Source organism: Stenotrophomonas sp. YJH_SMC_120, from assembly GCF_059368675.1.
Genome location: NZ_JCAFRY010000005.1, coordinates 166,965 through 191,263, shown reverse-complemented (window position 1 = coordinate 191,263; position 24,299 = coordinate 166,965). Strand labels below are relative to the sequence as shown.

Sequence of the window (24,299 nt, the reverse complement as noted above, 5' to 3'; positions counted from 1 at the left end):
GTCCATGTAGCTCGATGGCGCCTTGCTCGTGTGCGCAGTCCTGCGCACACGGCAAGACCGGGGTTGGGCGTCCTGCCCAACCCGCCCGAGGCATGCCTCGGGCCCATGGCGCCAACGGTCCTGCAGCGCCTCCCCCTCCCACGCGCTTCAGGGTTCGCCGCGAGCGCGGTGGGGAGGGCAAAGGCAAGAGCAAGAGCAAGAGCAAAAAACAAAGGCGCCTTTCGGCGCCTTTGTCTTCAAGCTACTGGAGCGTTGTTTCAGCCCTTGGCGACGGTGGCCACGGCCTCGGCGACGTATTCCAGGTTGTTCTGGTTCAGCGCGGCCACGCAGATGCGGCCGGTGCCGACGGCGTAGATGCCGAACTCGTCGCGCAAGCGCTCGACCTGCTCGCGGCTCAGGCCGGAGTAGGAGAACATGCCGGCCTGCTCGTTGATGAAACCGAACTGCGGTGCACCGGCAGCGGCCAGCTTCTCGACCAGCCCCTGGCGCAGGGCGTGGATGCGCTCGCGCATCTCGGTCAGCTCCTGCTCCCACATCGCACGCAGTTCCGGATTGGTCAGCACGCCGGCCACCAGCGCAGCACCGTGGGTGGATGGGCTGGAGTAGATGGTGCGGATCACGCGCTTGACCTGCGACTGCACCGCCTTGGCGTCAGCGGCGGTCGGTGCCACCATCGACAGCGCACCCACGCGCTCGCCGTACAGCGAGAACGACTTGGAGTACGAGTTGGCGACGATGAAGCTGTCGATGCCGGCTTCGGCGATGATGCGCACGGCGGCGCCGTCCTGCTCGATGCCCTTGTCGAAGCCCTGGTAGGCCATGTCGATGAAGGGGAACAGCTGCTTGTCCTTCAGCAGCTGCGCGACCTGCTTCCACTGGGTGACCGTGAGGTCGGCACCGGTAGGGTTGTGGCAGCAGGCATGCAGCAGCACCACGGTGCCGGCGTCCAGCTTGCCCAGGTCGGCCAGCATGCCGTCGAAATCGACGCCATGGGTGGCCGGGTCGAAGTAGGTGTAATCCAGCACGTCGAAACCGGCGGCGCTGAACACCGCACGGTGGTTTTCCCAACTCGGGTTGCTCAGCGCAACGGTGGCGTGCGGCAGCAGCTTCTTCAGCACGTCGGCGCCGACGCGCAGCGCACCGCTGCCGCCGACGGTCTGTGCGGTAGTGACGCGGCCGGCGGCCAGCAGCGGCGAGTCCTTGCCGAACACCAGCTCACGCGTGGCCTGCGTGTACGCCGGCAGGCCATCGATCGGCAGGTAGCCGCGCGGTTTGGCTTCGGCGGCGAGCTGCTGCTCGATCTGCTTGACGGCGCGCAGCAGCGGAATGCGGCCGCTCTCGTCGTAGTAGATGCCCACACCCAGGTTGACCTTGGTCGGGCGGCTGTCGGCGTTGTACGCCTCGGTCAGGCCCAGGATCGGGTCGCCTGGGACCAGTTCCACGTTTGCAAAGAAGGACACGGCGGTACTCGTTCGGTAGACGGAAAGGGGGAGGAAGTGCGCTACGCGGTCCGCGGCTTTTGGGCCGGAAACAACCCATCGTAACAAAGCCTGCCGGGGCTGGCCGCCGCCATCGTCATCTGCGGCCCCGTACCATGGCGTGCGTTGCCGCCCGATCCATCAACCTGAATCATGAATCCCGCCGCACGACGCCGTTGCCTGCCGCTGTCCGCCCTGCTGCTGTCGCCCTGGACGGCCGTGGCCGAGCCTGCGCCCACCGCCCTGCCTGCGGTGCAGGTACAGGCCGCCCGGGTGCCGGGCATCGATCCGTTCGCGCTGCCGGCCAGCCAGGACACGGTCTGGATCGACGCCAGCCGCGCGGGCACCGGCGCGCAGCTGTCTGAGGCCTTGGCCGGAGTCCCCGGACTGCTGGCACGTGACCGGCAGAACTTCGCCCAGGACACGCAGCTGTCGATTCGTGGCTTCGGCGCACGCTCGACCTTTGGCGTGCGCGGGGTGCGGGTGCTGATCGACGGGGTGCCGGCGACCATGCCGGACGGCCAGGGTCAGCTGTCGCATGCCAGCCTGTTGGGCGCCGAGCGCATCGAGGTGCTGCGCGGGCCGTTCTCGGCGTTGTACGGCAATTCCTCCGGCGGCGTGCTGCAGGTCTGGAGCGCGCAGGGCCAGGCCGCTGACCCGTGGCGGTTGCGCGTGAATGCCGGCGCCGACAACACGCTCAGTGTCGGTGCGCAGCTGAAGGGTGCCGGTCAAGTGCTGGACTACAACATCGCCGCCAATCACTTCCGCACCGATGGCTGGCGGGACCATAGCCGCGCGCGCCGTGAATCGCTCAACGCACGCATCGGTGGAGAGCTGGGCGGTGGGCGGTTGGAGCTGCTGCTCAATGCGCTTGACGCCCCCGATGCGCAGGATCCGCTGGGCTTGACCCGTGCCCAGGTGGCGGCTGATCCGCGCCAGGCCACGGCAGTCGCGCACCAGTACAACACCCGCAAAACCGTGCGCCAGCAGCAGGCCGGCCTGCGCTGGACCCGTGAAACGGGAGCGCAGCGCTGGCAATTGATGGGCTATGCCGGCCAGCGCGCGGTACGCCAGTACCTGACGATTCCGCCGGCACCCCAGACCAACAGCCCACTGCATGCCGGCGGCGTGATCGATCTGCAGGGCGGCTATGGCGGGCTGGACGCGCGCTGGGGCTGGCACGGTGACCTGGCCGGGCGACCGCTGGACCTGGTAGCCGGGCTCAGCGCCGACCGCCAGCGCCAGCACCGCACCGGCTTCGAGAACTTCATCGGCAGCGCCCTGGGCGTGCGTGGGCGGCTGCGTCGTGACCAGATCGACGTCGTGCAGAACGTAGATCAGTTCGCCCAGGCCTGGTGGCAATGGAGCCCGCGTTGGTCGCTGCTGGCCGGGCTGCGCCACAGCGCCGTGCGATTCGAATCGAATGACCGCTACATCGTCGGCGCCAACCCCGACGACAGTGGCCACCGCCGCTACCAGGCGATCACGCCGGTGGCAGGCGTCAGCTTCGAGGCCAGCCCGCAGTGGCGGCTGCACGCGGCCGTGGGGCGTGGTTTCGAGACCCCCACCTTCAACGAACTGGGCTATCGCGCCGACGGCCAAGCCGGGCTGGCACTGGATCTGGCCGCCGCGCGCAGCCGCTCCATCGAGGTTGGCAGCAAGTGGCACGCACAGGATGGCAACCAAATCGATATCAGCCTGTTCCGTGCAGATACCGACGATGAGCTGGCCGTTGCCAGCAATATCGGCGGACGCAGCACCTACCGCGACGTTGGCCGCACCCGCCGCCAGGGGCTGGAGCTGCAGTACCGACAGCCGCTGGCCGAGCAACTGGAACTGCAGCTGGCGTGGACCTGGCTGCAGGCGCAGGTGCGCTCGCCGTACCTGACCTCGAACACCCTGGTCGCTGCGGGCAGCCGTCTGCCCGGCGTGCCGCGCCAGCAGGCCTTCGCCCGGCTGCAGTGGAGCCCTGCCGATTGGCAGTGGGCGCTGGAGGCAATGGCCAGCAGCGATACCGTGGTCAATGACGTGGCCACCGAGCGCGCGCCGGGCTACGCCCTGCTGCACCTGGAAGCCGGCCGTCGATGGACGCTGCCGGGCGGCGAGCTGCGCGCCTTCGCCCGGCTGGAGAACGTGCTGGACCAGGCCTACATCGGCTCGGTGATCGTCAATGACGGCAATGGTCGCTTCTACGAGCCGGGACCGGGACGGCGAGCCAACGTCGGCCTGCAATGGTCGTGGCGCTGAAAGGGGTAGTGCCGGCCGCTGGCCGGCATTGCGCCGTGCACGACGTCAGGAGGTTGCCGGCCAGCGGCCGGCACTACCGGTCAGTCGGGGGCCTTGGCTGGCACGAACGGCGAGGTCGGGTCGCTGGCCGGGAAGGTCTCCTCCAGCGCCTCGTCCTGGTTGTCGCTGGCGCGCTGCTTGCGTTCACGGCGCTTGAGCGGGCTCTCTTGGCCACCGCGATGGCGGTCGCCGCCATCCTTGCGGTCCTGGGCCGCCTGTTCAGCCTCGTGCTTCACCGGCAGGTGGTCGTGCTCGGCATCGAAGAACGGCGCGCCGGTGCCGCGGTAGTCGGCGTTGTCGGCATCGCGCTTGCCGCGCTGCTCGCCGGGAATGGGCGGGTGGTTCTCCCGCAGCGGGTCTCGCGAGGTCTCTCGGCTCATGGTCTGGTACCTGCCCTTGGGGGGATTCCACTACACCGCCCCGCAGGTAAAGCCGTTGCGAACCTGGCGTCATGAACATCTCGCTCACCCCCCGGTAACGGCACCGCGCGTATTCCTGCCCACCCGCCCCCGCTGCAGGAGCCGGCCATGCCCCGTCTTGAACGACCCGCACCGTCCGTGTTCAACGCCCTGCTCGATCCGCTCGGCCAGCGCACCGCGCAGCGCCGTACGCGTCGCCATGAAGACCCCCAGGCGGTGGCGCAGGACTACCTGCAGTACATGCTCAGCGACTACGAGGAGCGCCGCGGGCAGAGCCACCGGAACTGGCGCGACCTGTGCCCGGTGTATGCCTTCGCGTTGACCACGCATGCTGCGGATTGGCCACGCGGTGATGCCGCCGATACCTGCGAGGAACTGGCCGAGCACTGGGAACAGATGCGCGGGCAGTCACGGTTGGGCTGGTCGCAGGCGCGGCCGGTGGTGGAGGACGCCTGGCGCGCGCTGGACCATATTCCGGCGGCGGCGGTGAGGCCGTTGCTGCAGTAGTGCCGGCCGCTGGCCGGCAACCCCAGGAAACTTCAGGCCGCGAGCTCTGCCGGCCAGCGGCCGGCACTACCGCATCTGCGTAGAACCCACGTGCACGGTATCGACACGGGTGGTTTACACCGCCCATCCGAAGCTGGATGCCCTGCCCCGCCAAAGGTACGCCCATGGCCCGCCCGATCTGGACCGGCACGCTGTCGTTTGGCCTGCTCAACGTGCCGGTGTCGCTGATGTCCGGCGAACGCAAGGTCGACCTGCAGTTCCGCATGCTCGATTCCCGCGACCGCAAGCCGATCCGTTTCGAACGGGTCAACGCCGACACCGGCGAGGAAGTGCCCTGGAAGGACATCGTCAAAGCCTATGAGTACGACAAGGGCAGTTATGTCGTGCTGGAGGAAGGTGATATCCGCTCGGCTGCGCCGGAAAGCCACGAAGCGGTGGAGGTGGAATCATTCGTGGATGCGGCGCAGATCGACCCGCGCTATTACGAGAAACCGTATCTGCTGGTGCCCGGCAAGAAGGCCGAGAAGGGCTATGTGCTGCTGCGCGAAACGTTGCGCAGCACCGGCAAGGTGGGCATCGCGCGGGTGGTGGTGCGTACGCGCGAATACCTGTGCGCGGTGATGCCGCATGAGGACGCGCTGGTGCTGATGATCCTGCGCTATCCGCAGGAACTGGTGGATCCCGAGGACTACAAGCTGCCCACCGGCAAACTGTCCGACTATCGCATCACCAGCAAGGAAACGGCGATGGCCGAGCAGTTGATCGAGTCGATGGCCGGCGACTGGGATCCGTCGCAGTACCACGATGAATTCCGCGAGCGCCTGCAGCAGGTGTTGAACAAGCGCATCAAGTCCAAGGGCGGCACAACGCGGGTGGACGATGAGCCGGCACCGCGCGAGGACGCCAGTACCAATGTGGTCGACTTCATGGCGCTGCTGCAGAAGAGCCTGGATGCGAACAAGCGAACGCCAGCGAAGAAGGCCGCAACGCGCAAAGCAGCCGCCAAGCCGCCAGTGAAGAAGGCCGCAAAGAAGACAACGAAGAAGGCTGCAAAGAAGACCGCACCCCGACGCAAGGCGGGGTGAGCCATGTCGTTGCACCAGTATCGGCGCAAACGCCGGCTTGGCGGTGGCGCCGGGCAGACAACGGAGCCCGACGACACGCTCACACCGGGCGACCCGAAGCGGCGGCCGACCTTTGTCATCCAGCTGCACCATGCCAGCTCGCGTCACTATGACTTCCGCCTGGAAATGGACGGCGTACTGAAGAGCTGGGCGGTGCCCAAGGGGCCTTCCCTGCGCGTCGGTGAAAAGCGGCTGGCCGTGGAAGTGGAAGACCATCCGCTGTCCTACGCCGGTTTCGAGGGAGACATTCCTGAAGGTCACTATGGTGCGGGCCACGTGGAAGTCTTCGATCACGGCACCTGGGCCTGTGAAGGCGATCCACTGCAGGCACTGGCGGCGGGCAGGATCGACTTCGTGCTGCATGGACAACGCCTGGCCGGTGGCTGGAAGCTGGTGCGGACCGCGATGAAAGGGCGCCAGGTGCAATGGCTGTTGATCAAGCGCAGTGACGGGGAAGCGCGCGACGCGGAGGCGGATGACCTGCTGACGGCACCGATGCCGAAACGAACACCTGCGGCGAAGAAGCGTTCCGCGGACAAGACGGCGCGAGCTGCACCCGTCGCACGCACGGGCACACGCAAGGCCGATGTGCGCTGGCATGCACGCGCGCTGCAACTGCACGGCGCACGTGACGCACCCTACCCGCATGCATTCAAACCGCAGTTGACCGATCATCGCGACAGTGCGCCGGACGGCGACCGCTGGCTTCACGAGATCAAGTGGGATGGCTATCGCCTGCTGGCTGATCTGCACAATGGCGAGGTCAAGCTGCGCTCCCGCAATGGTCTGGATTGGACCGATGATTTTCCCGAAGTGGTGCAGGCCGTGCAGGCGCTGCCGGTGCGCGATGCACGCCTGGACGGCGAACTGGTGGTGCTGGACAAGGAAGGACGCAGTGACTTCGCAGCGTTGCAGCGGGTGATCGACGGCAGTTCGAAGCAACCGCTGCGCTACATCGTGTTCGATCTTCCGGGCGTGGCTGGAGCGGATATCAGTCGTGCGCCGTTGCTGGAGCGCAAAGCACTCCTGAAAGAGCTCATTGGACCCGCGCCTGGCACCCTGGCCTTCAGCGAGCACGTGATCGACCATGGCCCGCAGGTGTTCGATGCCAGTGGCAAGGCCGGATTCGAAGGCATCGTCAGCAAGCAGGTGGATGCCCCGTACGTGAATACCCGCGCGCGCAGCTGGGTGAAGGTGAAGCACGAAGACACCGACGAGTTCCTGATCGTCGGCTACACGGCACCCAAGGGTTCCCGGCTGGGGTTCGGCTCGCTGCTGCTGGCGACGCCGGACAAGGGCGGCTTGCGCTATGTGGGCCGCGTTGGCACCGGTTTCGACGACCAAAGCCTGCGCGCGCTGCTCAAGGCACTGCAGCCATTGGCGGTGAAGACGCCCGTGCTGCAGCTGCCGGCGCATGTGCCGTTCCGCGCTGCCAGCGTACGCTGGGTGAAGCCATTGGCGGTTGCCGAGGTGGCCTTCCGTGGCTGGGGCAAGGAAGGCCTGCTGCGCCAGGCCAGTTTCAAGCGACTGCGCAGCGACAAGCAGAAGGAGGACCTGGGAATGAGCACCGCAGATACCGAGACCGGAGGCGAGGTCGAGATCACTCATCCGGAGCGGGTGGTGTTTCCAAGGCAGAAACTGCGCAAGGGTGACGTGGCCGACTACTACCAGCTAATGGCGCGCTGGATCCTGCCCGAGATTGCCGGACGTCCGCTGTCACTGCTGCGCTGCCCGGACGGCGTGGGCAAGGCCTGCTTCTTCCAGAAGCACCATGGCCCCGGCCTGGGGGACGCGGTACATGCGGTACCCCTGCAGCAGAAGAGCGGCCGCGAGGATTACGTCTACGTCGACGATGCGCGGGGCCTGCTGCAGCTGGTGCAGATGAACACCCTGGAACTGCATCCGTGGGGCGCGACCGTGGCCGATCCCGAGCACCCGGATCGTCTGGTGTTCGATCTCGATCCAGGTGAAGGGGTGAGCTGGGCACAGGTGAAGGCCGCTGCGCGCGATGTTCGTGACCGCCTGCAGGAGGTGGGCCTGCAGAGCTTCGTGCGGCTGTCCGGTGGCAAGGGCGTGCACGTGGTGGTGCCGCTGCAGCCCAAGGCTGGCTGGGACGAGGCCAAGGCGTTCTGCGAGGCGTTCGCGCAGGCAATGGCGCTGGAGCAGCCTGATCGCTACGTGGCGACGATGAGCAAGGCCAAGCGCGGCGGCGTGATCTTCATCGATTGGCTGCGCAACACACGCGGTGCCACCAGCGTGTGTTCATGGTCGCTGCGCGCGCGAGATGCTGCCGGCGTGGCGGTGCCGCTGCGCTGGGAAGAACTGGCCCGGGTGAGCGCGGCCGACGCGTTTCCGATGGCCAAGGCGCTGGCGCGCGCCAAGCGGCTGAAGGGTGACCCATGGCAGGGCATCGCGCGGTTGAAGCAGAGGCTGCCGTCGCTGAAGCGGTAGTGCCGGCCGCGGGCCGGCAACCTCGGCCATCCTGCAGTTGCCGGCCCGCGGCCGGCACTACCTGCATGCGCTCAGCGCAGATCGCGCGAGGGGCGGCGCCCGAACCACCAACCGACCAGCAGTTGCAACGGCAGCGATGCCAACAGCGAAATGACGAACCAGAACGGGAAGTCCGCACCCGCCGTCCACATCGCGTAGCCACAGCCCAGCGCGATCAGCGACCAGATCGAGAACCCGTGTGAACGCGGCCAGCACGGCGCGTAGTAAGTGGCAAAGGAAATGCCGGCGACGCCACCGAGTACGCTGAAGGCCAGGTCCCACCCCAGCTGCACGCTGTTGCTGTCCGGCGACAGGCCCAGCAACGGCGGCAACCAGCCGGCGACGCTGCTGACCAGCGCAAGCGACAGCACGCCGCCGATCAGGGCGACGATGGACAGGAACAGGGGCTTGAGCAGGCCAGGCATGCGCGTATTGTACGGCTGCCACAGAGTGCCCTCGTTGCCGGCCAGCGGCCGGCACTACCGAACCGACTGGGCTTTTGCCGGCCAGCGGCCGGCACTACCGATGAATCGGCATGGCCGCCGTGCCCGCGGGAGAGGGGTACGGAGCAGCGGCGGCCATGCACAGGCAGTCAGGCGGCGAAGTCGAGCACCACGCGGCCTTCGATGGTGCCCGCGTGCATGCGCGCGAACACGTCGTTGATGTTTTCCAGGCGGTCGGTGCTGACCGTGGCTGCGACCTTGCCTTCGGCGGCGAACTGCAGTGACTCCTGCAGATCCAGCCGGGTGCCGACGATCGAGCCGCGCACGGTGATGCCGTTGAGCACCATGCCGAAGATATCCAGCGGGAAGTTGCCGGGCGGCAGGCCGTTGAGCGAAACGGTACCGCCACGGCGGACCATGCCCAGAGCCTGTTCGAACGCCTTGGGCGACACTGCGGTGACCAGAGCGCCGTGCGCGCCGCCGATCTCCTTCCTGAGGAATGCGGCCGGATCGGTGGTACGCGCGTTCACGGTGATCTGCGCGCCGAGCTGCCGGGCCAATGCCAGCTTGTTGTCGTCCACGTCCACCGCAGCCACATTCAGGCCCATCGCACGGGCGTACTGCACCGCCATGTGGCCCAGGCCACCGATGCCGGAAACCGCCACCCAGTCCCCGGGCTTGGTGTCAGTCACCTTCAGGCCCTTGTAGACGGTCACGCCGGCGCACAGCACCGGCGCTATCTCGACGAAGCCCACTTCCTTCGGAAGCAGGCCGACATAGTTGGCATCGGCCAGTGCGTACTCGGCGAAGCCGCCGTTGACCGAGTAACCGGTGTTGCGCTGCGTCTCGCACAGCGTTTCCCAGCCACCCAGGCAGTGTTCGCAATGGCCACACGCCGAGTACAACCAGGGGATGCCGACCCTGTCGCCTTCCTTGACGTGCCCTACCCCGCCTCCCACGGCCACGACGTGCCCCACGCCCTCGTGGCCGGGGATGAATGGCGGGTTCGGTTTCACCGGCCAGTCGCCCTCGGCGGCGTGCAGGTCGGTGTGGCAGACGCCACAGGCCTCGATCCTGACCAGCACCTCGCCCGCCCCCGGGCGCGGTACCGAGACTTCCTCGATGACCAGCGGCTTGCCGAACTCGCGTACGACGGCGGCCTTCATGGTGGATTGCATGTTCGGATCTCCGCAGTGCGCTTGCCCACAGAATGACGCCGGCTCGAGGCCGGCGCTTTGATCACGATCAAACCTTTGAAGATCCGTGCAGCAGGTTCAGCTGGCCAGCACCGATGCTTCGCGCGCCAGTCGTTCGATGGCGTCCCAGTCACGGGTCTGCAGCAGCGCCGGGGTGGTCAGCCACGAGCCGCCCACGCACAGCACGTTGGGCAGGTGCAGGAACTGTGGCGCGGTCTGCGCGCTGATGCCACCGGTCGGGCAGAACCGCACGTCGGCAAACGGGCCGTGCCAGGCCGCCAGCAACGCAGCGCCACCGGCCTGCACCGCCGGGAAGAACTTGAAGGTGTCCGTGCCCTGCTCCAGGCCCAGGATCAGGTCCGAGGCGGTGGCGGCACCGGGCAGGTACGGCAGGTCGGCATCGCGTGCGGCGGCATACAGCGCCGCCGTTGCACCGGGCGACACCGCGAAGCGCGCGCCGGCCTGCTTCGCCGCCTGCATCTGCGCGGCGTTGAGCACGGTGCCGGCGCCGATGACAGCATCGGGCACGGCCTCGACCATGGCCTTGATCGCATCCAGCGCGTGCGGCGTGCGCAGCGTCACTTCGATCACCGGCAGGCCGCCGCGGAACAGCGCCTGGGCCACTTCGACCGCCTCATTCACATCTTCGGGGGTGTACACCGGGATCACCGGTGCCAGCTTCAACAGCGCGCGCAGGCGCGGATCAGCGCTGGACATGGTCTTGCTCCTTGCCCGATGGGGCATCGCGGATCGCCGCCGGGTCCGGCAGCGCAGCGGCGCATGATGCCATGCACGCTGCGAAGGTGCTGGTATCCTGCCCTGCGGCGGATTCAGACTGCGTCGGCCTGCAGTGCCTGGATGCGGCGCTGGTACCAGTCACCCCCAAGCGGGTCGAACACCGCCGAACGTTCCATCGGCGCTTCGTATACATGCACCGAAATGGCCAGGGCTTCATCGCTGGCATTGCGCAGGGTGTGGTATTCGTGAGGTGGAATGAGGCTGCCGGCGCTGCCGCAGCCGCCGCGCAGCGCGGCGTGGCGTCGGAAGCGCCAGCGTTCGCCGGCGCATTCCAGCAGTTCGTAACGGGTGATCTCCAGTTCCCCCAACCACACGCCCTCCACACACCACATGGCATCGTGGTCGTGCAGCGGCGTGCCCTGCCCTGGGCCCCAGCTCATGGCAATCACGCTGTAGCCGTGTTCCTGGCTGTGGTACAGCGGGCGTCGCGCGTAATGATCACTGACCGGACGGTGCACGCATTCGGGTAGCTCGATGCGGCTGTCCGCGATGGCTTCCTGCAGCGCCAGCTGCAGGTCGGCGGTGATGCGCCCGGCATCACCGGAGGTCATCGCCGCGTCGACTGCGGCGATCAACCGGTCGCGGCCACGGAACGCCGGAAACGGAGAGGTCTGCAGGTCCATGCCCCGACTGTAGCGGAGCATGGTTAAGGGAATGTTGGTGTTCGCGCGCGTCGCACCCGCATTCGTGGCAAGCACGCGTGAAAAACGGTTCAGATGCAAACGCAGTAGAGCGATCACAATGGAACCTCACGCGGTGGAACGTGTCGAACACGGTCTGTGCCGCTCCAGCTGCGACATTCCGCAACTTCGCGCCCGACGGGCGCAAGGCTAGAATTCTCCGACTTACCTGGTTCTATACATGTCAGTGCGAAATATGAGCGATGCCGCGTTACCGGCATCGAAAGGCAAGGCTGCCACGATCAACGACATCGCACGACTGTCGGGAGTTTCCAAGAAAACGGTTTCAAGAATCATCAACAACTCGCCGCTGGTGCGCAAAGACACCCGCGACAAGGTCGAGGCGTTGATGCGCGAGGTCGGTTACGTGCCCGACCCCCTGGCGCGCGGACTCGCGTTCCGCCGCTCCTTCCTGATCGGGCTGGTGTACGACGACCCCGGCGCCCAATGCATTGTCGACCTGCAGCACGGCGCGCTTGAAGCGCTGCGCGGCACCGGCTATGAGCTGGTGGTGCATCCCTGCGACAGCCAGGACCCGGAGTGCGCGCAGGGCGTGCGCCGCTTCGTGCAGCAGCAGAAGCTGCATGGGGTGATCCTCGGCCCACGTGCATCCGAATCGGTTGCACTCGCGCGGATGCTGGACGACATCGACTGCCGCTACGTGCGGATCAACGCGCATGCGTCGGAAGAAGACGTGCAGGCGGTGGTCACCCACGATCGCGATGGCGCGGCAGCAGCAGCGGGCTACCTGCTCTCGCTCGGCCACCGCGACATCGCGGTGATCGCCGGACCGGGTGACCGGCGCGCGGCGCGTGAGCGTACCCATGGCTTCCTTGACCGGTTGGCCCAGGTGGGGCTGACCCTGCCGGGCGAGCGCGTGCTGGAAGCGGGCGACACCTTCGAATCCGGCGTGCATGCCGCCGAGCAGTTGCTGCTGGGTGAAGGCCGCCCCAGTGCGATCTTCGCCGGCAACGACGAGATGGCGGCCGGTGTCTACCAGGTCGCGCTGCGTGCGGGTATTGCCGTGCCACAGCAGCTGTCGATCGTCAGCTACGACGACAGCCCGCTGGCCTCGCGGCTGTGGCCGCCGCTGACCTCGGTGCGCCGCCACGTGTCCGACATCGGCCGCATGGCCGCAGCGATGCTGGTGCAGTCCGATCTGCCGGATGCGCCGACCGCAGCCAGCGTGCATCCGCAGTTGATGGTGCGTGGTTCCTGCCGCGCCGTGGACGCCTGAGTGCCCTGCCCTCGCCGCGCCGCTGCAATGGCGCAGGCAGGCAACAACGAAAACGGTGCATCCAGGTGCGCCGTTTTCCTTTCAATGCGAAGCGCTGTACGCCGTGCGCTTACACGTCGCCGCCGTCGGCCCAGCCTTCGCCGGTGCCCTTCTGGAACACGCGGTCATCGCCCTGCACGTCACCGGCCGGCAGATGCGCCTGGCTGGCCAGTGCCGCGTAGATCGGGGTGAAGTCCGGCGACGTCGCCTGCATCAGCTGTTCGAAGCTGTCGATGACGAAGTAGGTCTTCTGGAAGGTGTCGATGCGGTACTTCGTGCGCATGATCCGCTGCAGGTCGAAACCGATGCGGTTGGGCGCGGCCGATTCCAGCGAGTACAGCGACTCGCCCTTCGACGACACGATGCCGGCGCCGTAGATGCGCAGGCCTTCGGGCGTATCGATCAGGCCGAACTCCACCGTGTACCAGTACAGGCGGGTCAGGTTCTGCAGTGCATCCGGGCCGATCGCGTGGGCTTTGACGCCGCCACGGCCGTACGCCTCCATGTAGTCGGCGAACACCGGGTTCATCAGCAGCGGCACGTGGCCGAACAGATCGTGGAACAGGTCCGGCTCGGCGATGTAATCAATCTGGTCCGGGCGACGGATCCACCAGGTCACCGGAAAACGGCGATTGGCCAGGTGGTCGAAGAAATCCAGTTCCGGCAGCAGGCCTTCAACGCCGACCAGGGTCCAGCCGGTGGCGGCGCCCAGCACTTCGTTGAGCTGGGCGAAGCGCGGAATCATGTGCGCGCTCATGCCCATCTCGTCCTGTGCATCCAGGAACTCCTGGCAGGCGCGGCCGACCAGCAGCTCGCGCTGGCGCTGGTACAGCGTGCTCCAGGTGGCGTGGTCGTCGGCGGTATAGGTGTCCCACGGCTGCTCGACGAGCGCGGTGGTGTACACCGGCACATAGCCCTTGTCGGTCTGCTGGTGTTCGACGCGGCGGGGCTGGGCGAGGTCCATGGGGCACTCCTTGACGGGATGCCTACGATGCTAGGGCAGAGCACGCGCAACAGGGTTGCAAAAGTTGCGCCCGTTGGCCCTCTTGGCGCAATATCCTTGCGTACTCACCATGTTGCGGGGCAACAATGGCCGGAGAAGTCCAGTTTGATCGCACGGATATACGCCTGCTGGCTGAAATCCAGCGGGATGGGCGCGCCACCAACGCCGAACTGGCGGCGCGGGTGAATCTTTCGCCTTCGGCCTGCCTGCGGCGGTTGCAGCGGCTGGAAAGCGAGGGTGTGATCGTCGGCTATGGCGCGCGGCTGGAGCCGCGGCAGCTGCGGCTGGGCCTGCAGGCCTTCGTGCGCGTACAGCTGGAAAAGCACGACCAGGCCGCCATCGGCCACTTCGTGGACAGCGTGCAAGCGTGGGACGAGGTGGTGGCCTGCCATGCGCTGACCGGCGACATGGACTACCTGCTGCACGTCTACGTGCGCGACCTGGAGCACTTCTCGCGCTTCCTGCTGGACCGGTTGCTCAACGCCGGTGGCGTGGCCGATGCCAATTCCAGCTTCGTGCTGCGCACGGTGAAGGGTTTTCAGGCACTGCCGCTTTCGCAGCTGGAGTCGTGATCATCCGGCGGATGTGGGAGAGCGTGACTTGCTTTGCATCCTGGGCGACGCAAGGCATTTTCCTACGGCGAGACGGATGAACCTCTGACAGAGTGACGCAATCAGCCTTCCTAGACTCACTGGACAACCCTGTCCGGAGAGATCGACATGAAAGTCTGCCTTGCTCCAGTCATTGCCCTGCTTGTCGCTGGCCTGATGCCGGCCGCTGCGGGTGCTTCCCCCCAGATCGCCAACGCCCAACCTCTGACGCTGAGTTGCGGTACCACTGAATTCGTCGGCATGACCAGCAACTCGTCGACGCTGGCCAAGCGCCAGTGCAATGGTAGCTATGTCTATGGAATCGGCGTCTCGGTCAATGAAGCGGTGGAGAACCTCAACGGCTTCATGGCGGTGCTGCAGGCCGGCGTGAGCTGCAGCGCGGATGCCAGCAGCATCGTCAGTGGTGCCTACGGCAAGGGTGTTTTCGCCCAGTTTGTCTGCAATGGCTGGTCGATCGCCGGCGTGGGCAACTCACCCACCACCGCGGCGCGCAACTCGCTGGCCATCGCGACGGAAATGGCGGCCACGGGTACCCATTGCGCAGCGCCGCTGCAGGGTTCGTACTATCCGGAATCCTGGGGGTTCCGTTTCCGCTACGACTGCGGCAACACGCAGACCCTGAAGAGCTGGTCCATCAGTGGGCTCGGTGCCAGCATCGATGACGCCAACGTCATCGCCATGCGACTGATGCGTTACTCCACAGCGGCAGGCCAGAGCTGCAACTTCGAGAAGGCCGAAATCAATGGCGTCATTCTGCACGCCACGCTGGTCTGCAACGGCTCGTACATCCATGGCTACGGCAGCTCGGTGACGGCCGCAGCCAACGACGCACTGGCCCAGATCGGCGCCTGACCCGTCGTGAGGCCCCTGGGGGTGACCCGCATGGAGCGGGTTGCCCTCAGCACTTGTCCTTGCGGCCCATCAGCTTGCCCAGGCGCGAGGCTTCCTCGCACTTGGGGGCAGCCACCGGCGCCGGTGCAGCGGCCGCAGCACGCGCACGCTGCAGCTGCTGGATCCTGGCGCGGATCTGCGGCATCGCGGCCATCGCGGCCTTTTCGCCTTCCAGGATCGCCGTGCCGCGCTGGCTGAAATCGGCAGCGCCGATGTCCAGCACCTTCGGCCGGATGACGATGTCGGCGCGTGCCAGTTCCTGTTCGCCCAGGCGCTGGCCCATGATCGAGATGGACTGGTTGACGATGCCCAGCATGTCGGTCGGCGCCTTGCCGCTGGCCTTGCTGGAGATGTCCACGGCGATCACGAAGTCGGCGCCGAGCTGGCGCGCGGCATCCACCGGCACCGGGCTGACCACGCCGCCATCGATGTAGTTGCGACCACCGATCTTCACCGGTTCGAACACGCCGGGAATGCTGCTCGACGCGCGCACCGCCTGGCCGACGTTGCCGCGCACGAAGATCGCCCGCTCGCCGGTTTCCAGCTGGGTGGCGACGGCGGCGAACGGCTTCTTCAGGCGTTCGGCTGGACGGTTGGCAACCTGTTCGTTGACGTAGTCCTGCAGCTTCTGGCCCTGCACCAGGCCACCGGAGAACAGCCGCACGTCGCGGATGCTGGCTTCATCCAGCGCCACCGCCTTGCTCTGCATCTGGAACGCGTCCATGCCGCTGGCGTACAGCGCGCCGACCACGCTGCCGGCACTGGTGCCGGACACCACCGCCGGTTCGAAGCCATTGGCTTCCAGCATCTTGATCACGCCGATGTGGGCAAAGCCCTTGGCCGCGCCACCGCCGAGGGCGATACCGATCTTCACCGGCTTGGCCTGTGGCACCACGGTCGGCGCCGGCGGCGGCGTGGGGCGGACCGGATCGCCACCGCAGCCGGCCAGCAGGCCGATCAGGGCGACGGACAGCAGCATGCGGGGGCGGAACAGGCTCATCGGCAGTGCGCTCGCGGCGCCGGATTCAGGAAAGGGCGCCAGCATACCGAAGCCGTGGCGGGGCGGGCAGGGTGGGAAATATCGCCCATTCATAAAGGTAGTGCCGGCCGCTGGCCGGCAACCATAGGGAAACTGGAAACGGTCCATGGGGTTGCCGGCCAGCGGCCGGTACTACCGGGATGCGCGCCAAGGTCCATGGGGTTGCCGGCCAGCGGCCGGCACGACCGGAGGCGGTCAGAAGCGGTTGTCGCCGTCCAGCATCCGGCCCAGGCCGCCCAGTACCGAACCCTCGCCGCGGTTCTGGCCACCGCCCTGCGGCGCGGCCATCCACATGCGGCCGGCCAGGCGCGAGAACGGCAGCGACTGCAGCCAGACCTTGCCTGGGCCGGTCAGCGTGGCCAGGAACACGCCCTCGCCGCCGAACAGCATGCTCTTGATGCCCGCAACACGGCGCACGTCCATGTCCACGGTCGGGTGGTAGGCCACCACGCAGCCGGTATCCACGTCCAGGCGCTCGCCGGCAGCCAGCTCGCGTTCCACCACGCAGCCGCCGGCGTGGATGAACACCCAGCCGTCGCCTTCCAGCTTCTGCATGATGAAACCCTCACCACCGAACAGGCCGGTCATGATCTTGCGCTGGAACTGCACGCCGATCTGCACGCCGCGCGCACCGGCCAGGAAGCTGTCCTTCTGGCAGATCAGGCGGCCGCCGTGCTGGTCCAGTTTCATCGCCAGCACCGTGCCCGGGTAGGGCGCGGCGAAGGCGACCTTGCCCTTGCCGTGCCCGCTCTGCGTGTAGACGGTGGCGAACAGGCTCTCGCCGGTCAGCACGCGCTTGCCGGCGGCCATCACCTTGCCCATGAAGCCGCCGCCCTGGTCGCCGTTGGCGGCGCCGAACACCGTGTCCATCTGTACCGTGGCGTCCTTGAACATCAATGCGCCGGCCTCGGCGATGGCGCTCTCGCCGGGGTCGAGCTCGATCTCCACGAACTGCATTTCATGGCCGACGATGCGGAACTCGATGTCGTCGGCGCGGCCGCTGGCGCCGACGGGGACCGGCGGTGGGGTGTTGGGCATGCCCGGGGCCGCCGCCTGCAGCTCGGCCACCTCGGTGATCGGTGTCCACCCGCTCATGCCCTGGCACCAGGCCAGCGCGCGTGGATTGGCCTGCGCGTAGCGGCGCGCGGCCTCGTCATCAAGCGGGCCGATGCGCTCGGCCTGGGCGGAGGCATGGAAGTACCACTGGGTCATGGCGGCGGGTCCGTCGCGTTGGAAACCCCGAGTCTAGCGAGCGCCTGGGGGCGCCGGCGACGGGGCCATGAACGGCGGGCATTTGCGGCGTAGGTGCTGTATTGCAACAATTATCTGGTAGCGCCGTTTTACCACCCCTCCAAACACAGCCTACCGCCATGTCCCCGACCCGTACTTCCCGTGGCCGCCTTCCGGTCGCGCGCCCCCTCGTTGCCGCTCTTTCCGCCCTGCTGCCGCTGGTAGCAGCCGCTCAGGAAACCCCCGCCGCCAAGGATCCGGTTGCCCTCGATGCCCTGCAGGTGACCGCGCAGCGCCGCGTCGAGAACGCCAAGGACGTACCGGTCGCACTGAGCGCGATCCAGGGCGAGAAGCTGGATGTGCTCGGCTCGGCCGGCGATGACATCCGCTTCCTGGCCGCGCGCGTGCCCAGCCTCAACATCGAGTCGTCCTACGGCCGTGCCTTCCCGCGCTTCTACATCCGCGGCCTGGGCAACACCGATTTCGACCTCAATGCTTCGCAGCCGGTGTCGCTGGTGTATGACGACGTGGTGCAGGAAAGCCCGCTGCTGAAGGGCTTCCCGCTGTTCGACCTGGCCAACGTGGAAGTGCTGCGTGGCCCGCAGGGCACGCTGTTCGGCCGCAACACCCCGGCCGGCGTGGTCAAGTTCGATTCGGCGCGACCGTCGCAGGATGCCGACGGCTACGTGCGCGTGGGCTACGGCAGCTACAACAGCTGGAACGTGCAGGGCGCCTACGGCGGCCCGCTGACCGACCGCTGGTCGGCACGTGTCTCGGCGATCTACCAGCGCCGCGATGACTGGGTCGACAACACCCGCGCCGGTGCCCCCAACAGTGGCTTCGAAGGCTATGACGAAGCCGCCGGCCGCGTGCAGTTCCTGTACGAAGGCGACGACTTCGAAGCGCTGTTCAACCTGCACAAGCGCAAGCTCAACGGCACCGCGCGCCTGTTCCGCGCCAACATCATCCAGAAGGGCGGCAATTCGCTGGTCGAGAACTTCGACCGCGACAAGGTGGCCAACGACGGCGTCAACTTCTCCGACCTGGAAACCTGGGGCGGCAGCGCGCGCCTGCAGTGGAACCTCGGCTCGGTGACCCTGCACTCGATCACCGGCTACGAGACCGCCGAATCGCTCAACCGCGGTGACATCGACGGCGGCTACGGTGCGGCCTTCCTCGGTGCCGGCAACTACGGTCCGGGCCTGATTCCGTTCTCGTCGGAGTCGGCCGACGGCCTGCCGCACCACCGGCAGTGGACGCAGGAAGTGCGCATCGAGTCCAACGAATGGGGCCGCTTCGACTGGCAGGCCGGCGTCTTCTACTTCGATGAAGACGTGACCATCAACAACTTCAACTACGACTCGCTGACCCCGGGCAATCCACAGACCGGCCACGTGGTGCAGAACCAGCGCAACAAGGCGTGGGCGGTGTTCGCTTCGGGCGACTTCGATGTCACCGATCGCTTCAAGCTGCGCGCCGGCGTGCGCTACACCCAGGACAAGAAGGACTTCAGCGCCAGCGTGCTGCAGGCCGTTCCGTTCGGCACCCCGGTCAGCGGCCCGTACCTGGCCAACACCGACGTCAACGACGTCAGCTGGGATGTCAGCGGCGTCTACAAGCTGACCGACGACATCAACGCCTACGCCCGCGTGGCCAAGGGCTTCCGCGCACCGTCGATCCAGGGCCGCCTGGCCTTCGCGCCGGGCCTGTCGCAGGCCGACTCGGAGAAGGTCATCTCGTATGAAGCCGGCATCAAGGCCGACCTGTTCGAGCGCCGCGCGCGCGTGGGCCTGAGCGTGTTCCGCTACAACGTCGATGGTCAGCAGCTGATCGCGGTGGGTGGCAGCAACAACACCGCCACCCTGCTCAACGCCGACAAGACCATCGGCCAGGGCGTGGAACTGGACCTGGAAGCCTACCTGGCCGACAACGTCCTGCTGACCTTTGGCAGCAGCTACAACGACACCGAGATCAAGGACAAGGATCTGGCGGTGGCGATCTGCGGCGGTGGCTGCACCATCAACGACCCGACCACGGTGATCAACGGCCAGACCTATGCGCTGGTGAACGGCAACCCGCTGCCGCAGGCACCGAAGTGGATCCACAACGCGACCCTGCGCGTGGGCTTCCCGCTCAGCGATGGCAGCGAGCTGTACGCCTACACGGACTGGGCCTACCGCAGCGCGGTGAACTTCTTCATCTACGAGTCGCCGGAATTCCGCGGCCGTAGTTCGCTGGAAGGCGGCCTGCGCCTGGGCTACAACTGGGATTACGGCCAGTACGACGTGGCCGTGTTCGGCCGCAACCTGACCAACCAGACCCGCGTGGTCGGTGCGATCGACTTCAACAACCTGACCGGCTTCCTCAACGAGCCGCGTACCTGGGGCGTGGAGTTCACCGCGAAGTTCTGATGCGGTGGCTGCGTTGATGCAATGAAGAAGGGCCGGCGCAATGCCGGCCCTTCTTCCTTACGCCCCTTGGTAGTGCCGGCCGCTGGCCGGCAACGAGTGATCCGGCGCGCGCTTACAGCGCGCTCTGCGGGCGCACCTTCAGCACCGCGTTCTCGGTAGTGCAATCGCGGCTGGAGTGCAGGCCGGCCTTGCGTGCGGCGGCGATTTCCTTGCGTGCGGCCAGCAGGTCCTTGTTGAACGCAGCGTTGTCGTGCAGGCGGGCCACCGCGGCGGCGCCCATGAAGCGGCCTTCGAGGATGTCGCTCTGCCAGTGCACGTTGCAGACCAGGCGGCTCTCGCCGTAGTTGCGGCCACGGGCCTGGATGGCATCGGCGCGGTCCGGCGCGATCTCGGACAGGATCAGTGCCCAGGCCCAACCGATCGAGGTGTGGCCGGACGGGTAGGAACCGTTCTTGCGCAGGCCTTCCTCGTCCTTCGGCGAGCAGGTCGGTTCACCGTTGACCATGAACGGGCGCGGGCGCTGGTAGTGGTTCTTGGCCGCCTTGGTCGCCGCACTGGCGTCGATCCGGCTGCGCTCCAGCAGGCGATACAGCGCCGGGGTCTTCACCGCGTCGACGTCGATGTCGGCGGCGCAGGAGAAGTGGTTGGCGCCTTCGGGGAAGCCGAGCTCCGCATCGACGCCGGCCTGGGCGAAGCGCGGGCTGCCACGCAGCGCGCGGGCTTCACGGCTGACCTGCTCGTCCAGGGCGAGCGCGGCCGAACCGGCCACCGGTGGTGCCGGTACCAGGTCGAGGCTGGCCGGAACCGCGCTCTTGTCCAGATAGCCCACCGCCTTGGTGGTGATGTTGGCTTCGACGGCGGTCGGCTTGGTGGCGGTGGCGGCACAACCGGCCAGGGCCGCGACGACGGCAAGGCCGAGCAGCGGGCGGGCAGGGTGGGAAATCAGCGACATGGACAGGCTCCGGGAGAGAAAACAACGCGCCATGATCGCAGCCCCCATACGACACTGCAGTGGCCATCGGTCATACGGCCAGACCCGGCATGGTCATTGTCGCGATATGAAAAGCGTCATCGTTTGACGTCAGTCTCCTGATTCCGGGCGCAGCGCACGGACTTTCACGCCGCTGCACCGCGAGCATCGGCACAACGGCAAGCGCCAGGGCCGTCCAGTTCCAGCCGGGTCGGGGGGATCCGAAGACAGAGGGAGAGAAGCGATGCGCAGCACCGCAACAGGAAGTACCGTCCTGGCCCTGCTCCTCGGGCTTGCAACAGCGCCGGCGCAGGCCGCCGACGTGGTCGGCGTGGCCTTCGTGCATGGCACCGGCGCGCAGACCAACGCCACCCAGGACTACTGGCAGCCGGCGATCATCGACACCGTGCGCCAGGGCCTGCCGAACAGCAGCAACTACGTCGTCATCAACTGTGACTTCACCCAGTACATGTGGAAACCGGAAGCGGCCGGTTGCCTGGCCAACCAGCTGACCGGCTTCATCGACAGCCGTGGCATCACCCAGCTGGTGGTGATCACCCACTCCAACGGCGGCAACGTGATGCGCTGGATCCTGTCCAACCCGACCTACGACAGCCGCTATCCGAAGATCATCCGCACGGTGCGCAAGGTCAATGCACTGGCTCCGTCCTCGGCGGGCACGCCGCTGGCCGATGCGGTGCTCAACGGCAATACCTTCGAAACGTCGCTGGGCTGGCTGCTGGGCTACAAGAACGACGCGGTACGCCAGCAGCAGGTGGCGAGCATGGCCACCTACAACGCGCAGAACCTGTATGGCACGGCCGGTCGCCCGGCGCTGCCCAAGCCGTTCCGCGCGGTGGTCGGCAGCGACGTGGAATCGGCGGTGTGGGACAGCAACAGTTACTGCGGCGGCTATGCCGCCAACGTCGGCCTGGAGTTCACCCAGAACTGGTTGTCGTCCTGCTCCGATGGCTTCCTGGAGTGCAGCAGCCAGAAGGCCGCCGGCACCACCTGGTTCACCGACAAGGCGCGTACCCAGGGCGCAGAACCGCTCAGCCACAACCAGAGCCGCCGCGAGTGCTTCGGCCTCGGCACCCTGCTGCGCAACGACCTGACCCAGTGAGGGAGACGACCATGACGATTCAATCCACCCTGCTGGCCGGCGCCGTGCTGGCAGTACTGTCCCTTTCCGCAGTGCAGGCGGCGCAGCCGCTGCAGGCCGCCCGTGCTGGCGACCAGGTGCCCGCTGCGCTGGTTGCCGCGCCGTTGCCGGCCGATGACAGCGAACGCGCACCGCTGTCCTTCGCCTGGGCCTTGGACCCGGCGCAATCGCTGCAGGCGGCTACGCCGTATGCCTCGGTCAGCCGCAGCTACTGGCAGCAGGTCGATGGCGCGCAGCTGCAACGCGGCATCGATCTACCGCTGACGGCCGCCGATGCGGTGATCCAGCTGAGCCCGGCCGACGGTGCCCGTGCAGTGCCGGCCAACACACTGCAGGTGCGCGACCCGGCCGGCCGCAGCAGCGTGGCGCGCAGCGTCGACGCGCGCGCGCTGCAGCAGGCCGGCATGCCGGTGAGGGATGGCAGCAGCATGCTGCGTACCGGCGCAACCAGTGCGGCCGGTGCGTACACGCTGCAGAGCGCACAGGCACAGGGCCGCTACGTGGTGCAGGTACTGGAACCCAACAGCCCGCTGCGGCTGGAAGTGCAGGCCAACCAGGCGCAGGTGCTGGCCGGTGGCAACGTGCAGCTGCAGGCACGCCTGCTGGAAGACGGCGCCACCACCGCGCAGCTGGCATTGCGTCGTGGCGGCCTGGGCGGTGAAGCCCTGCTGGTCGCACCGGATGGCCGCAGCTGGCCGCAACGGTTGCTGCGCACCGCTGATGGCAGCCTGCGCGCGCAGGTGCGCATCCCGGCCGATGTCGGCACTGTGCAGGGCCTATGGGAACTGCAAGTGTTCGCCCAGGCCGATGGCGTGCTGCGCGATGGCAAGGTGGCCTTCGCGGTGGCGCGGCCGACCGCGCGCTTCAGTGGCCAGGCGGCACCGGACCCGGCCAGCCGCCAGGTGGCGCTGCCGCTGCAGGTGGCCGCCGCCGGTCGTTACGAGGCGCGTGGCACGTTGTATGCCACCGGCCGCGATGGCCAGCTGAAGCCAGTGGCGCAGGCGCACGCGGCCGCGTGGTTCGACGGTCCGGGCGCGGGCCAGCTGGTGCTGCCGTTCGACCAGGCCGCGTTGCCGGCTGGGTTCGGTGCGCCGTACGAGCTGCGCGACCTGCAGCTGCAGGATCAGAGCCGGATGGCACCGATCGAGTCACGCGCGCTGGCGTTGAGGTTCTGAGCAAGGCGGTGGCGGGCCGGAACATCCGGCCCGCCGCACCGGCATGGCGACGGAATGGCACCGCGACGGGAATGGCGTGACGGCGGGAATGACATCACGACGGGAATGACATCACGACGGGAATGACATCACGACGGGGTAGAGTCGGTCTCCCAGGCCTGTCGGTTTCCAGGCCCCTTGTTTCCGCCGAGGGCTCCGCCTCACCCCGCGTACGCGGTCAGCCGGCCTTCCTGCTCGCACACGGTGATCGCGCCACCGAACACCGCCGACAGCGGCGCGCTGCGCAGCAGTTCGGCGCGGGTGCCATCAGCCAGCACACGGCCGTCGCGCAGCAGCACCACGCGTTCGATCTCGGGAATGATCTCTTCGATGTGGTGGGTCACCAGCACCAGGGTGATGCCCTGCTGGGCGAGCACCCGCATGGTCGCCACCAGCTGTTCGCGGGCGACCAGGTCCAGCCCGGTGGATGGCTCGTCCAGCAGCAGCGCCTGCGGCCGGTTGACCAGCGCGCGGGCGATCAGTACCCGGCGGGTTTCGCCCGCCGACAGCTCGGCATAGGCGCGTTCGCGCAGGGACAGGGCGCCGGTCATCGCCAGGGTCTCGCCGACGCGCGTGCGCATGTCGGCGGTCACTTCGCGGAAGGCCGGCACCACGTAGCTGGCGAAGAAGCCGGACAGCACCGCCTGTTCCACGGTCAGCCCGGGCATGTCGGCCAGGTTGCTGCTGAGGTCGCCGGTGACGATGCCCAGCTGCGAACGCAGCCGGTCCACCTGCCAGCGGTTCTGGCCCAGCACCTTCACCGCCACCGAGCCGTCTCCCTGTGCAAGGGGATACAGTTCGCGGGTGATCAGCTTGATGAAGGTCGACTTGCCGCAACCGTTGGGGCCGAGCAGGGCGGTGTGCTGGCCCTGCGCAATGCGCAGGCTGAGCCCGTGCAGCACCTTCACCTGGCCGCGCACCACGGTGGCGCGGTCCAGTTCGATCAAGGGGGGCAGCTCCGCCAGGGGCGGGGCGGCGGTCATGGTGCTGGCGCGTGGATCAAGGCTCGACAACTCAGGTCCCCAACTGTGAACGGTGCCACGGATGACGGTGGCAATCACCGCCGCAGGG

The 24,299-nt window shown here is 67.4% G+C and carries 21 protein-coding genes; 10 read left to right on the top strand and 11 right to left on the bottom strand.

Going from position 1 to position 24,299, the window contains the following annotated elements:
- Positions 1-257: 257 nt before the first annotated feature.
- On the bottom strand, positions 258-1,460 hold the full coding sequence (locus tag AC5P60_RS09480; RefSeq protein ID WP_049454335.1) for an amino acid aminotransferase: 1,203 nt from the start codon (positions 1,458-1,460) through the stop codon (positions 258-260).
- Positions 1,461-1,631: 171 nt separating this feature from the next.
- On the opposite strand from AC5P60_RS09480, the gene AC5P60_RS09475 reads away from it, so the two are divergent.
- The gene (locus AC5P60_RS09475; protein WP_445950119.1) at positions 1,632-3,725 is read left to right on the top strand and encodes a TonB-dependent receptor family protein; all 2,094 of its coding nucleotides are present in this window, start codon (positions 1,632-1,634) and stop codon (positions 3,723-3,725) included.
- Positions 3,726-3,805: 80 nt separating this feature from the next.
- Here the strand turns inward: AC5P60_RS09475 and AC5P60_RS09470 are convergent, their stop codons facing one another.
- Positions 3,806-4,144, bottom strand: a complete 339-nt coding sequence (locus tag AC5P60_RS09470) for a hypothetical protein (protein WP_005411772.1) — start codon at positions 4,142-4,144, stop codon at positions 3,806-3,808.
- Between the two features lie 147 nt (positions 4,145-4,291).
- Here AC5P60_RS09470 and AC5P60_RS09465 point away from each other — a divergent pair, with 147 nt between their 5' ends.
- The 3 genes from AC5P60_RS09465 to ligD all read left to right on the top strand — a co-directional run bounded on the left by AC5P60_RS09465 (position 4,292) and on the right by ligD (position 8,265).
- The gene (locus AC5P60_RS09465) at positions 4,292-4,690 is read left to right on the top strand and encodes a hypothetical protein (RefSeq protein ID WP_014035432.1); all 399 of its coding nucleotides are present in this window, start codon (positions 4,292-4,294) and stop codon (positions 4,688-4,690) included.
- Positions 4,691-4,854: 164 nt separating this feature from the next.
- On the top strand, positions 4,855-5,775 hold the full coding sequence (gene ku / locus AC5P60_RS09460) for a non-homologous end joining protein Ku (RefSeq protein ID WP_088470435.1): 921 nt from the start codon (positions 4,855-4,857) through the stop codon (positions 5,773-5,775).
- Positions 5,776-5,778: 3 nt separating this feature from the next.
- Positions 5,779-8,265 (top strand): DNA ligase D, encoded by a 2,487-nt coding sequence (gene ligD, locus AC5P60_RS09455; RefSeq protein WP_483693564.1) that lies wholly within the window; start codon positions 5,779-5,781, stop codon positions 8,263-8,265.
- 71 nt (positions 8,266-8,336) lie between these two features.
- On the opposite strand, the gene AC5P60_RS09450 is transcribed toward ligD, so the two are convergent.
- From AC5P60_RS09450 to AC5P60_RS09435, 4 genes are all read right to left on the bottom strand, one after another.
- Positions 8,337-8,729 carry a hypothetical protein gene (locus AC5P60_RS09450; RefSeq protein WP_033833527.1) on the bottom strand — a complete coding sequence of 131 codons (393 nt, stop codon included), beginning with the start codon at positions 8,727-8,729 and terminating at the stop codon, positions 8,337-8,339.
- Between the two features lie 167 nt (positions 8,730-8,896).
- Positions 8,897-9,925, bottom strand: a complete 1,029-nt coding sequence (gene adhP, locus AC5P60_RS09445; protein WP_033833528.1) for an alcohol dehydrogenase AdhP — start codon at positions 9,923-9,925, stop codon at positions 8,897-8,899.
- A gap of 96 nt (positions 9,926-10,021) precedes the next feature.
- A complete protein-coding gene (gene eda, locus AC5P60_RS09440; protein WP_033833529.1) occupies positions 10,022-10,660 on the bottom strand; it encodes a bifunctional 4-hydroxy-2-oxoglutarate aldolase/2-dehydro-3-deoxy-phosphogluconate aldolase in 639 nt (212 codons plus the stop codon).
- Positions 10,661-10,773: 113 nt separating this feature from the next.
- Entirely contained in the window at positions 10,774-11,364 is a 591-nt protein-coding gene (locus AC5P60_RS09435) for a cysteine dioxygenase family protein (RefSeq protein ID WP_005411799.1), read from the bottom strand.
- 238 nt (positions 11,365-11,602) lie between these two features.
- Between AC5P60_RS09435 and AC5P60_RS09430 the strand changes: the two genes are divergently transcribed.
- Positions 11,603-12,658: a LacI family DNA-binding transcriptional regulator gene (locus tag AC5P60_RS09430; protein ID WP_033833530.1), complete on the top strand. Its 1,056-nt coding sequence runs from the start codon at positions 11,603-11,605 to the stop codon at positions 12,656-12,658.
- Between the two features lie 109 nt (positions 12,659-12,767).
- On the opposite strand, the gene phhA is transcribed toward AC5P60_RS09430, so the two are convergent.
- Positions 12,768-13,661, bottom strand: coding sequence for a phenylalanine 4-monooxygenase (gene phhA, locus AC5P60_RS09425; protein WP_483693565.1), 894 nt, complete (start codon positions 13,659-13,661; stop codon positions 12,768-12,770).
- Positions 13,662-13,786: 125 nt separating this feature from the next.
- Here phhA and AC5P60_RS09420 point away from each other — a divergent pair, with 125 nt between their 5' ends.
- Together AC5P60_RS09420 and AC5P60_RS09415 are read left to right on the top strand one after the other, a co-directional pair.
- On the top strand, positions 13,787-14,272 hold the full coding sequence (locus tag AC5P60_RS09420) for an Lrp/AsnC family transcriptional regulator (protein ID WP_005411782.1): 486 nt from the start codon (positions 13,787-13,789) through the stop codon (positions 14,270-14,272).
- 147 nt (positions 14,273-14,419) lie between these two features.
- Positions 14,420-15,163, top strand: coding sequence for a hypothetical protein (locus AC5P60_RS09415; protein ID WP_483693566.1), 744 nt, complete (start codon positions 14,420-14,422; stop codon positions 15,161-15,163).
- 46 nt (positions 15,164-15,209) lie between these two features.
- Here the strand turns inward: AC5P60_RS09415 and AC5P60_RS09410 are convergent, their stop codons facing one another.
- Positions 15,210-16,202 (bottom strand): patatin-like phospholipase family protein, encoded by a 993-nt coding sequence (locus AC5P60_RS09410; RefSeq protein ID WP_005411784.1) that lies wholly within the window; start codon positions 16,200-16,202, stop codon positions 15,210-15,212.
- 234 nt (positions 16,203-16,436) lie between these two features.
- Positions 16,437-17,453 carry a TIGR00266 family protein gene (locus AC5P60_RS09405; protein WP_049454351.1) on the bottom strand — a complete coding sequence of 339 codons (1,017 nt, stop codon included), beginning with the start codon at positions 17,451-17,453 and terminating at the stop codon, positions 16,437-16,439.
- Between the two features lie 158 nt (positions 17,454-17,611).
- On the opposite strand from AC5P60_RS09405, the gene AC5P60_RS09400 reads away from it, so the two are divergent.
- Positions 17,612-19,882 carry a TonB-dependent receptor gene (locus AC5P60_RS09400; RefSeq protein ID WP_049402969.1) on the top strand — a complete coding sequence of 757 codons (2,271 nt, stop codon included), beginning with the start codon at positions 17,612-17,614 and terminating at the stop codon, positions 19,880-19,882.
- Between the two features lie 112 nt (positions 19,883-19,994).
- Here the strand turns inward: AC5P60_RS09400 and AC5P60_RS09395 are convergent, their stop codons facing one another.
- Positions 19,995-20,834 (bottom strand): acid phosphatase, encoded by an 840-nt coding sequence (locus AC5P60_RS09395; RefSeq protein ID WP_005411807.1) that lies wholly within the window; start codon positions 20,832-20,834, stop codon positions 19,995-19,997.
- 262 nt (positions 20,835-21,096) lie between these two features.
- Between AC5P60_RS09395 and AC5P60_RS09390 the strand changes: the two genes are divergently transcribed.
- Both AC5P60_RS09390 and AC5P60_RS09385 read left to right on the top strand, forming a co-directional pair.
- Positions 21,097-21,975, top strand: coding sequence for a hypothetical protein (locus AC5P60_RS09390; RefSeq protein ID WP_032128674.1), 879 nt, complete (start codon positions 21,097-21,099; stop codon positions 21,973-21,975).
- Positions 21,976-21,986: 11 nt separating this feature from the next.
- Positions 21,987-23,189: a DUF4785 domain-containing protein gene (locus AC5P60_RS09385; RefSeq protein WP_483693567.1), complete on the top strand. Its 1,203-nt coding sequence runs from the start codon at positions 21,987-21,989 to the stop codon at positions 23,187-23,189.
- Between the two features lie 200 nt (positions 23,190-23,389).
- Here AC5P60_RS09385 and AC5P60_RS09380 read toward each other — a convergent pair whose 3' ends face one another.
- Positions 23,390-24,211, bottom strand: coding sequence for an ABC transporter ATP-binding protein (locus tag AC5P60_RS09380; protein ID WP_033833536.1), 822 nt, complete (start codon positions 24,209-24,211; stop codon positions 23,390-23,392).
- Positions 24,212-24,299: the final 88 nt, after the last annotated feature.

Excerpts from the sequence above, each read along its gene's own strand:
- AC5P60_RS09475 (WP_445950119.1), top strand. The coding sequence starts at position 1,632 with ATGAATCCCGCCGCACGACGCCGTTGCCTGCCGCTGTCCGCCCTGCTG.
- AC5P60_RS09470 (WP_005411772.1), bottom strand. The coding sequence starts at position 4,144 with ATGAGCCGAGAGACCTCGCGAGACCCGCTGCGGGAGAACCACCCGCCC.
- AC5P60_RS09465 (WP_014035432.1), top strand. The coding sequence starts at position 4,292 with ATGCCCCGTCTTGAACGACCCGCACCGTCCGTGTTCAACGCCCTGCTC.
- ku (WP_088470435.1), top strand. The coding sequence starts at position 4,855 with ATGGCCCGCCCGATCTGGACCGGCACGCTGTCGTTTGGCCTGCTCAAC.
- ligD (WP_483693564.1), top strand. The coding sequence starts at position 5,779 with ATGTCGTTGCACCAGTATCGGCGCAAACGCCGGCTTGGCGGTGGCGCC.
- AC5P60_RS09450 (WP_033833527.1), bottom strand. The coding sequence starts at position 8,729 with ATGCCTGGCCTGCTCAAGCCCCTGTTCCTGTCCATCGTCGCCCTGATC.
- adhP (WP_033833528.1), bottom strand. The coding sequence starts at position 9,925 with ATGCAATCCACCATGAAGGCCGCCGTCGTACGCGAGTTCGGCAAGCCG.
- eda (WP_033833529.1), bottom strand. The coding sequence starts at position 10,660 with ATGTCCAGCGCTGATCCGCGCCTGCGCGCGCTGTTGAAGCTGGCACCG.
- AC5P60_RS09435 (WP_005411799.1), bottom strand. The coding sequence starts at position 11,364 with ATGGACCTGCAGACCTCTCCGTTTCCGGCGTTCCGTGGCCGCGACCGG.
- AC5P60_RS09430 (WP_033833530.1), top strand. The coding sequence starts at position 11,603 with ATGTCAGTGCGAAATATGAGCGATGCCGCGTTACCGGCATCGAAAGGC.
- phhA (WP_483693565.1), bottom strand. The coding sequence starts at position 13,661 with ATGGACCTCGCCCAGCCCCGCCGCGTCGAACACCAGCAGACCGACAAG.
- AC5P60_RS09420 (WP_005411782.1), top strand. The coding sequence starts at position 13,787 with ATGGCCGGAGAAGTCCAGTTTGATCGCACGGATATACGCCTGCTGGCT.
- AC5P60_RS09415 (WP_483693566.1), top strand. The coding sequence starts at position 14,420 with ATGAAAGTCTGCCTTGCTCCAGTCATTGCCCTGCTTGTCGCTGGCCTG.
- AC5P60_RS09410 (WP_005411784.1), bottom strand. The coding sequence starts at position 16,202 with ATGAGCCTGTTCCGCCCCCGCATGCTGCTGTCCGTCGCCCTGATCGGC.
- AC5P60_RS09405 (WP_049454351.1), bottom strand. The coding sequence starts at position 17,453 with ATGACCCAGTGGTACTTCCATGCCTCCGCCCAGGCCGAGCGCATCGGC.
- AC5P60_RS09400 (WP_049402969.1), top strand. The coding sequence starts at position 17,612 with ATGTCCCCGACCCGTACTTCCCGTGGCCGCCTTCCGGTCGCGCGCCCC.
- AC5P60_RS09395 (WP_005411807.1), bottom strand. The coding sequence starts at position 20,834 with ATGTCGCTGATTTCCCACCCTGCCCGCCCGCTGCTCGGCCTTGCCGTC.
- AC5P60_RS09390 (WP_032128674.1), top strand. The coding sequence starts at position 21,097 with ATGCGCAGCACCGCAACAGGAAGTACCGTCCTGGCCCTGCTCCTCGGG.
- AC5P60_RS09385 (WP_483693567.1), top strand. The coding sequence starts at position 21,987 with ATGACGATTCAATCCACCCTGCTGGCCGGCGCCGTGCTGGCAGTACTG.
- AC5P60_RS09380 (WP_033833536.1), bottom strand. The coding sequence starts at position 24,211 with ATGACCGCCGCCCCGCCCCTGGCGGAGCTGCCCCCCTTGATCGAACTG.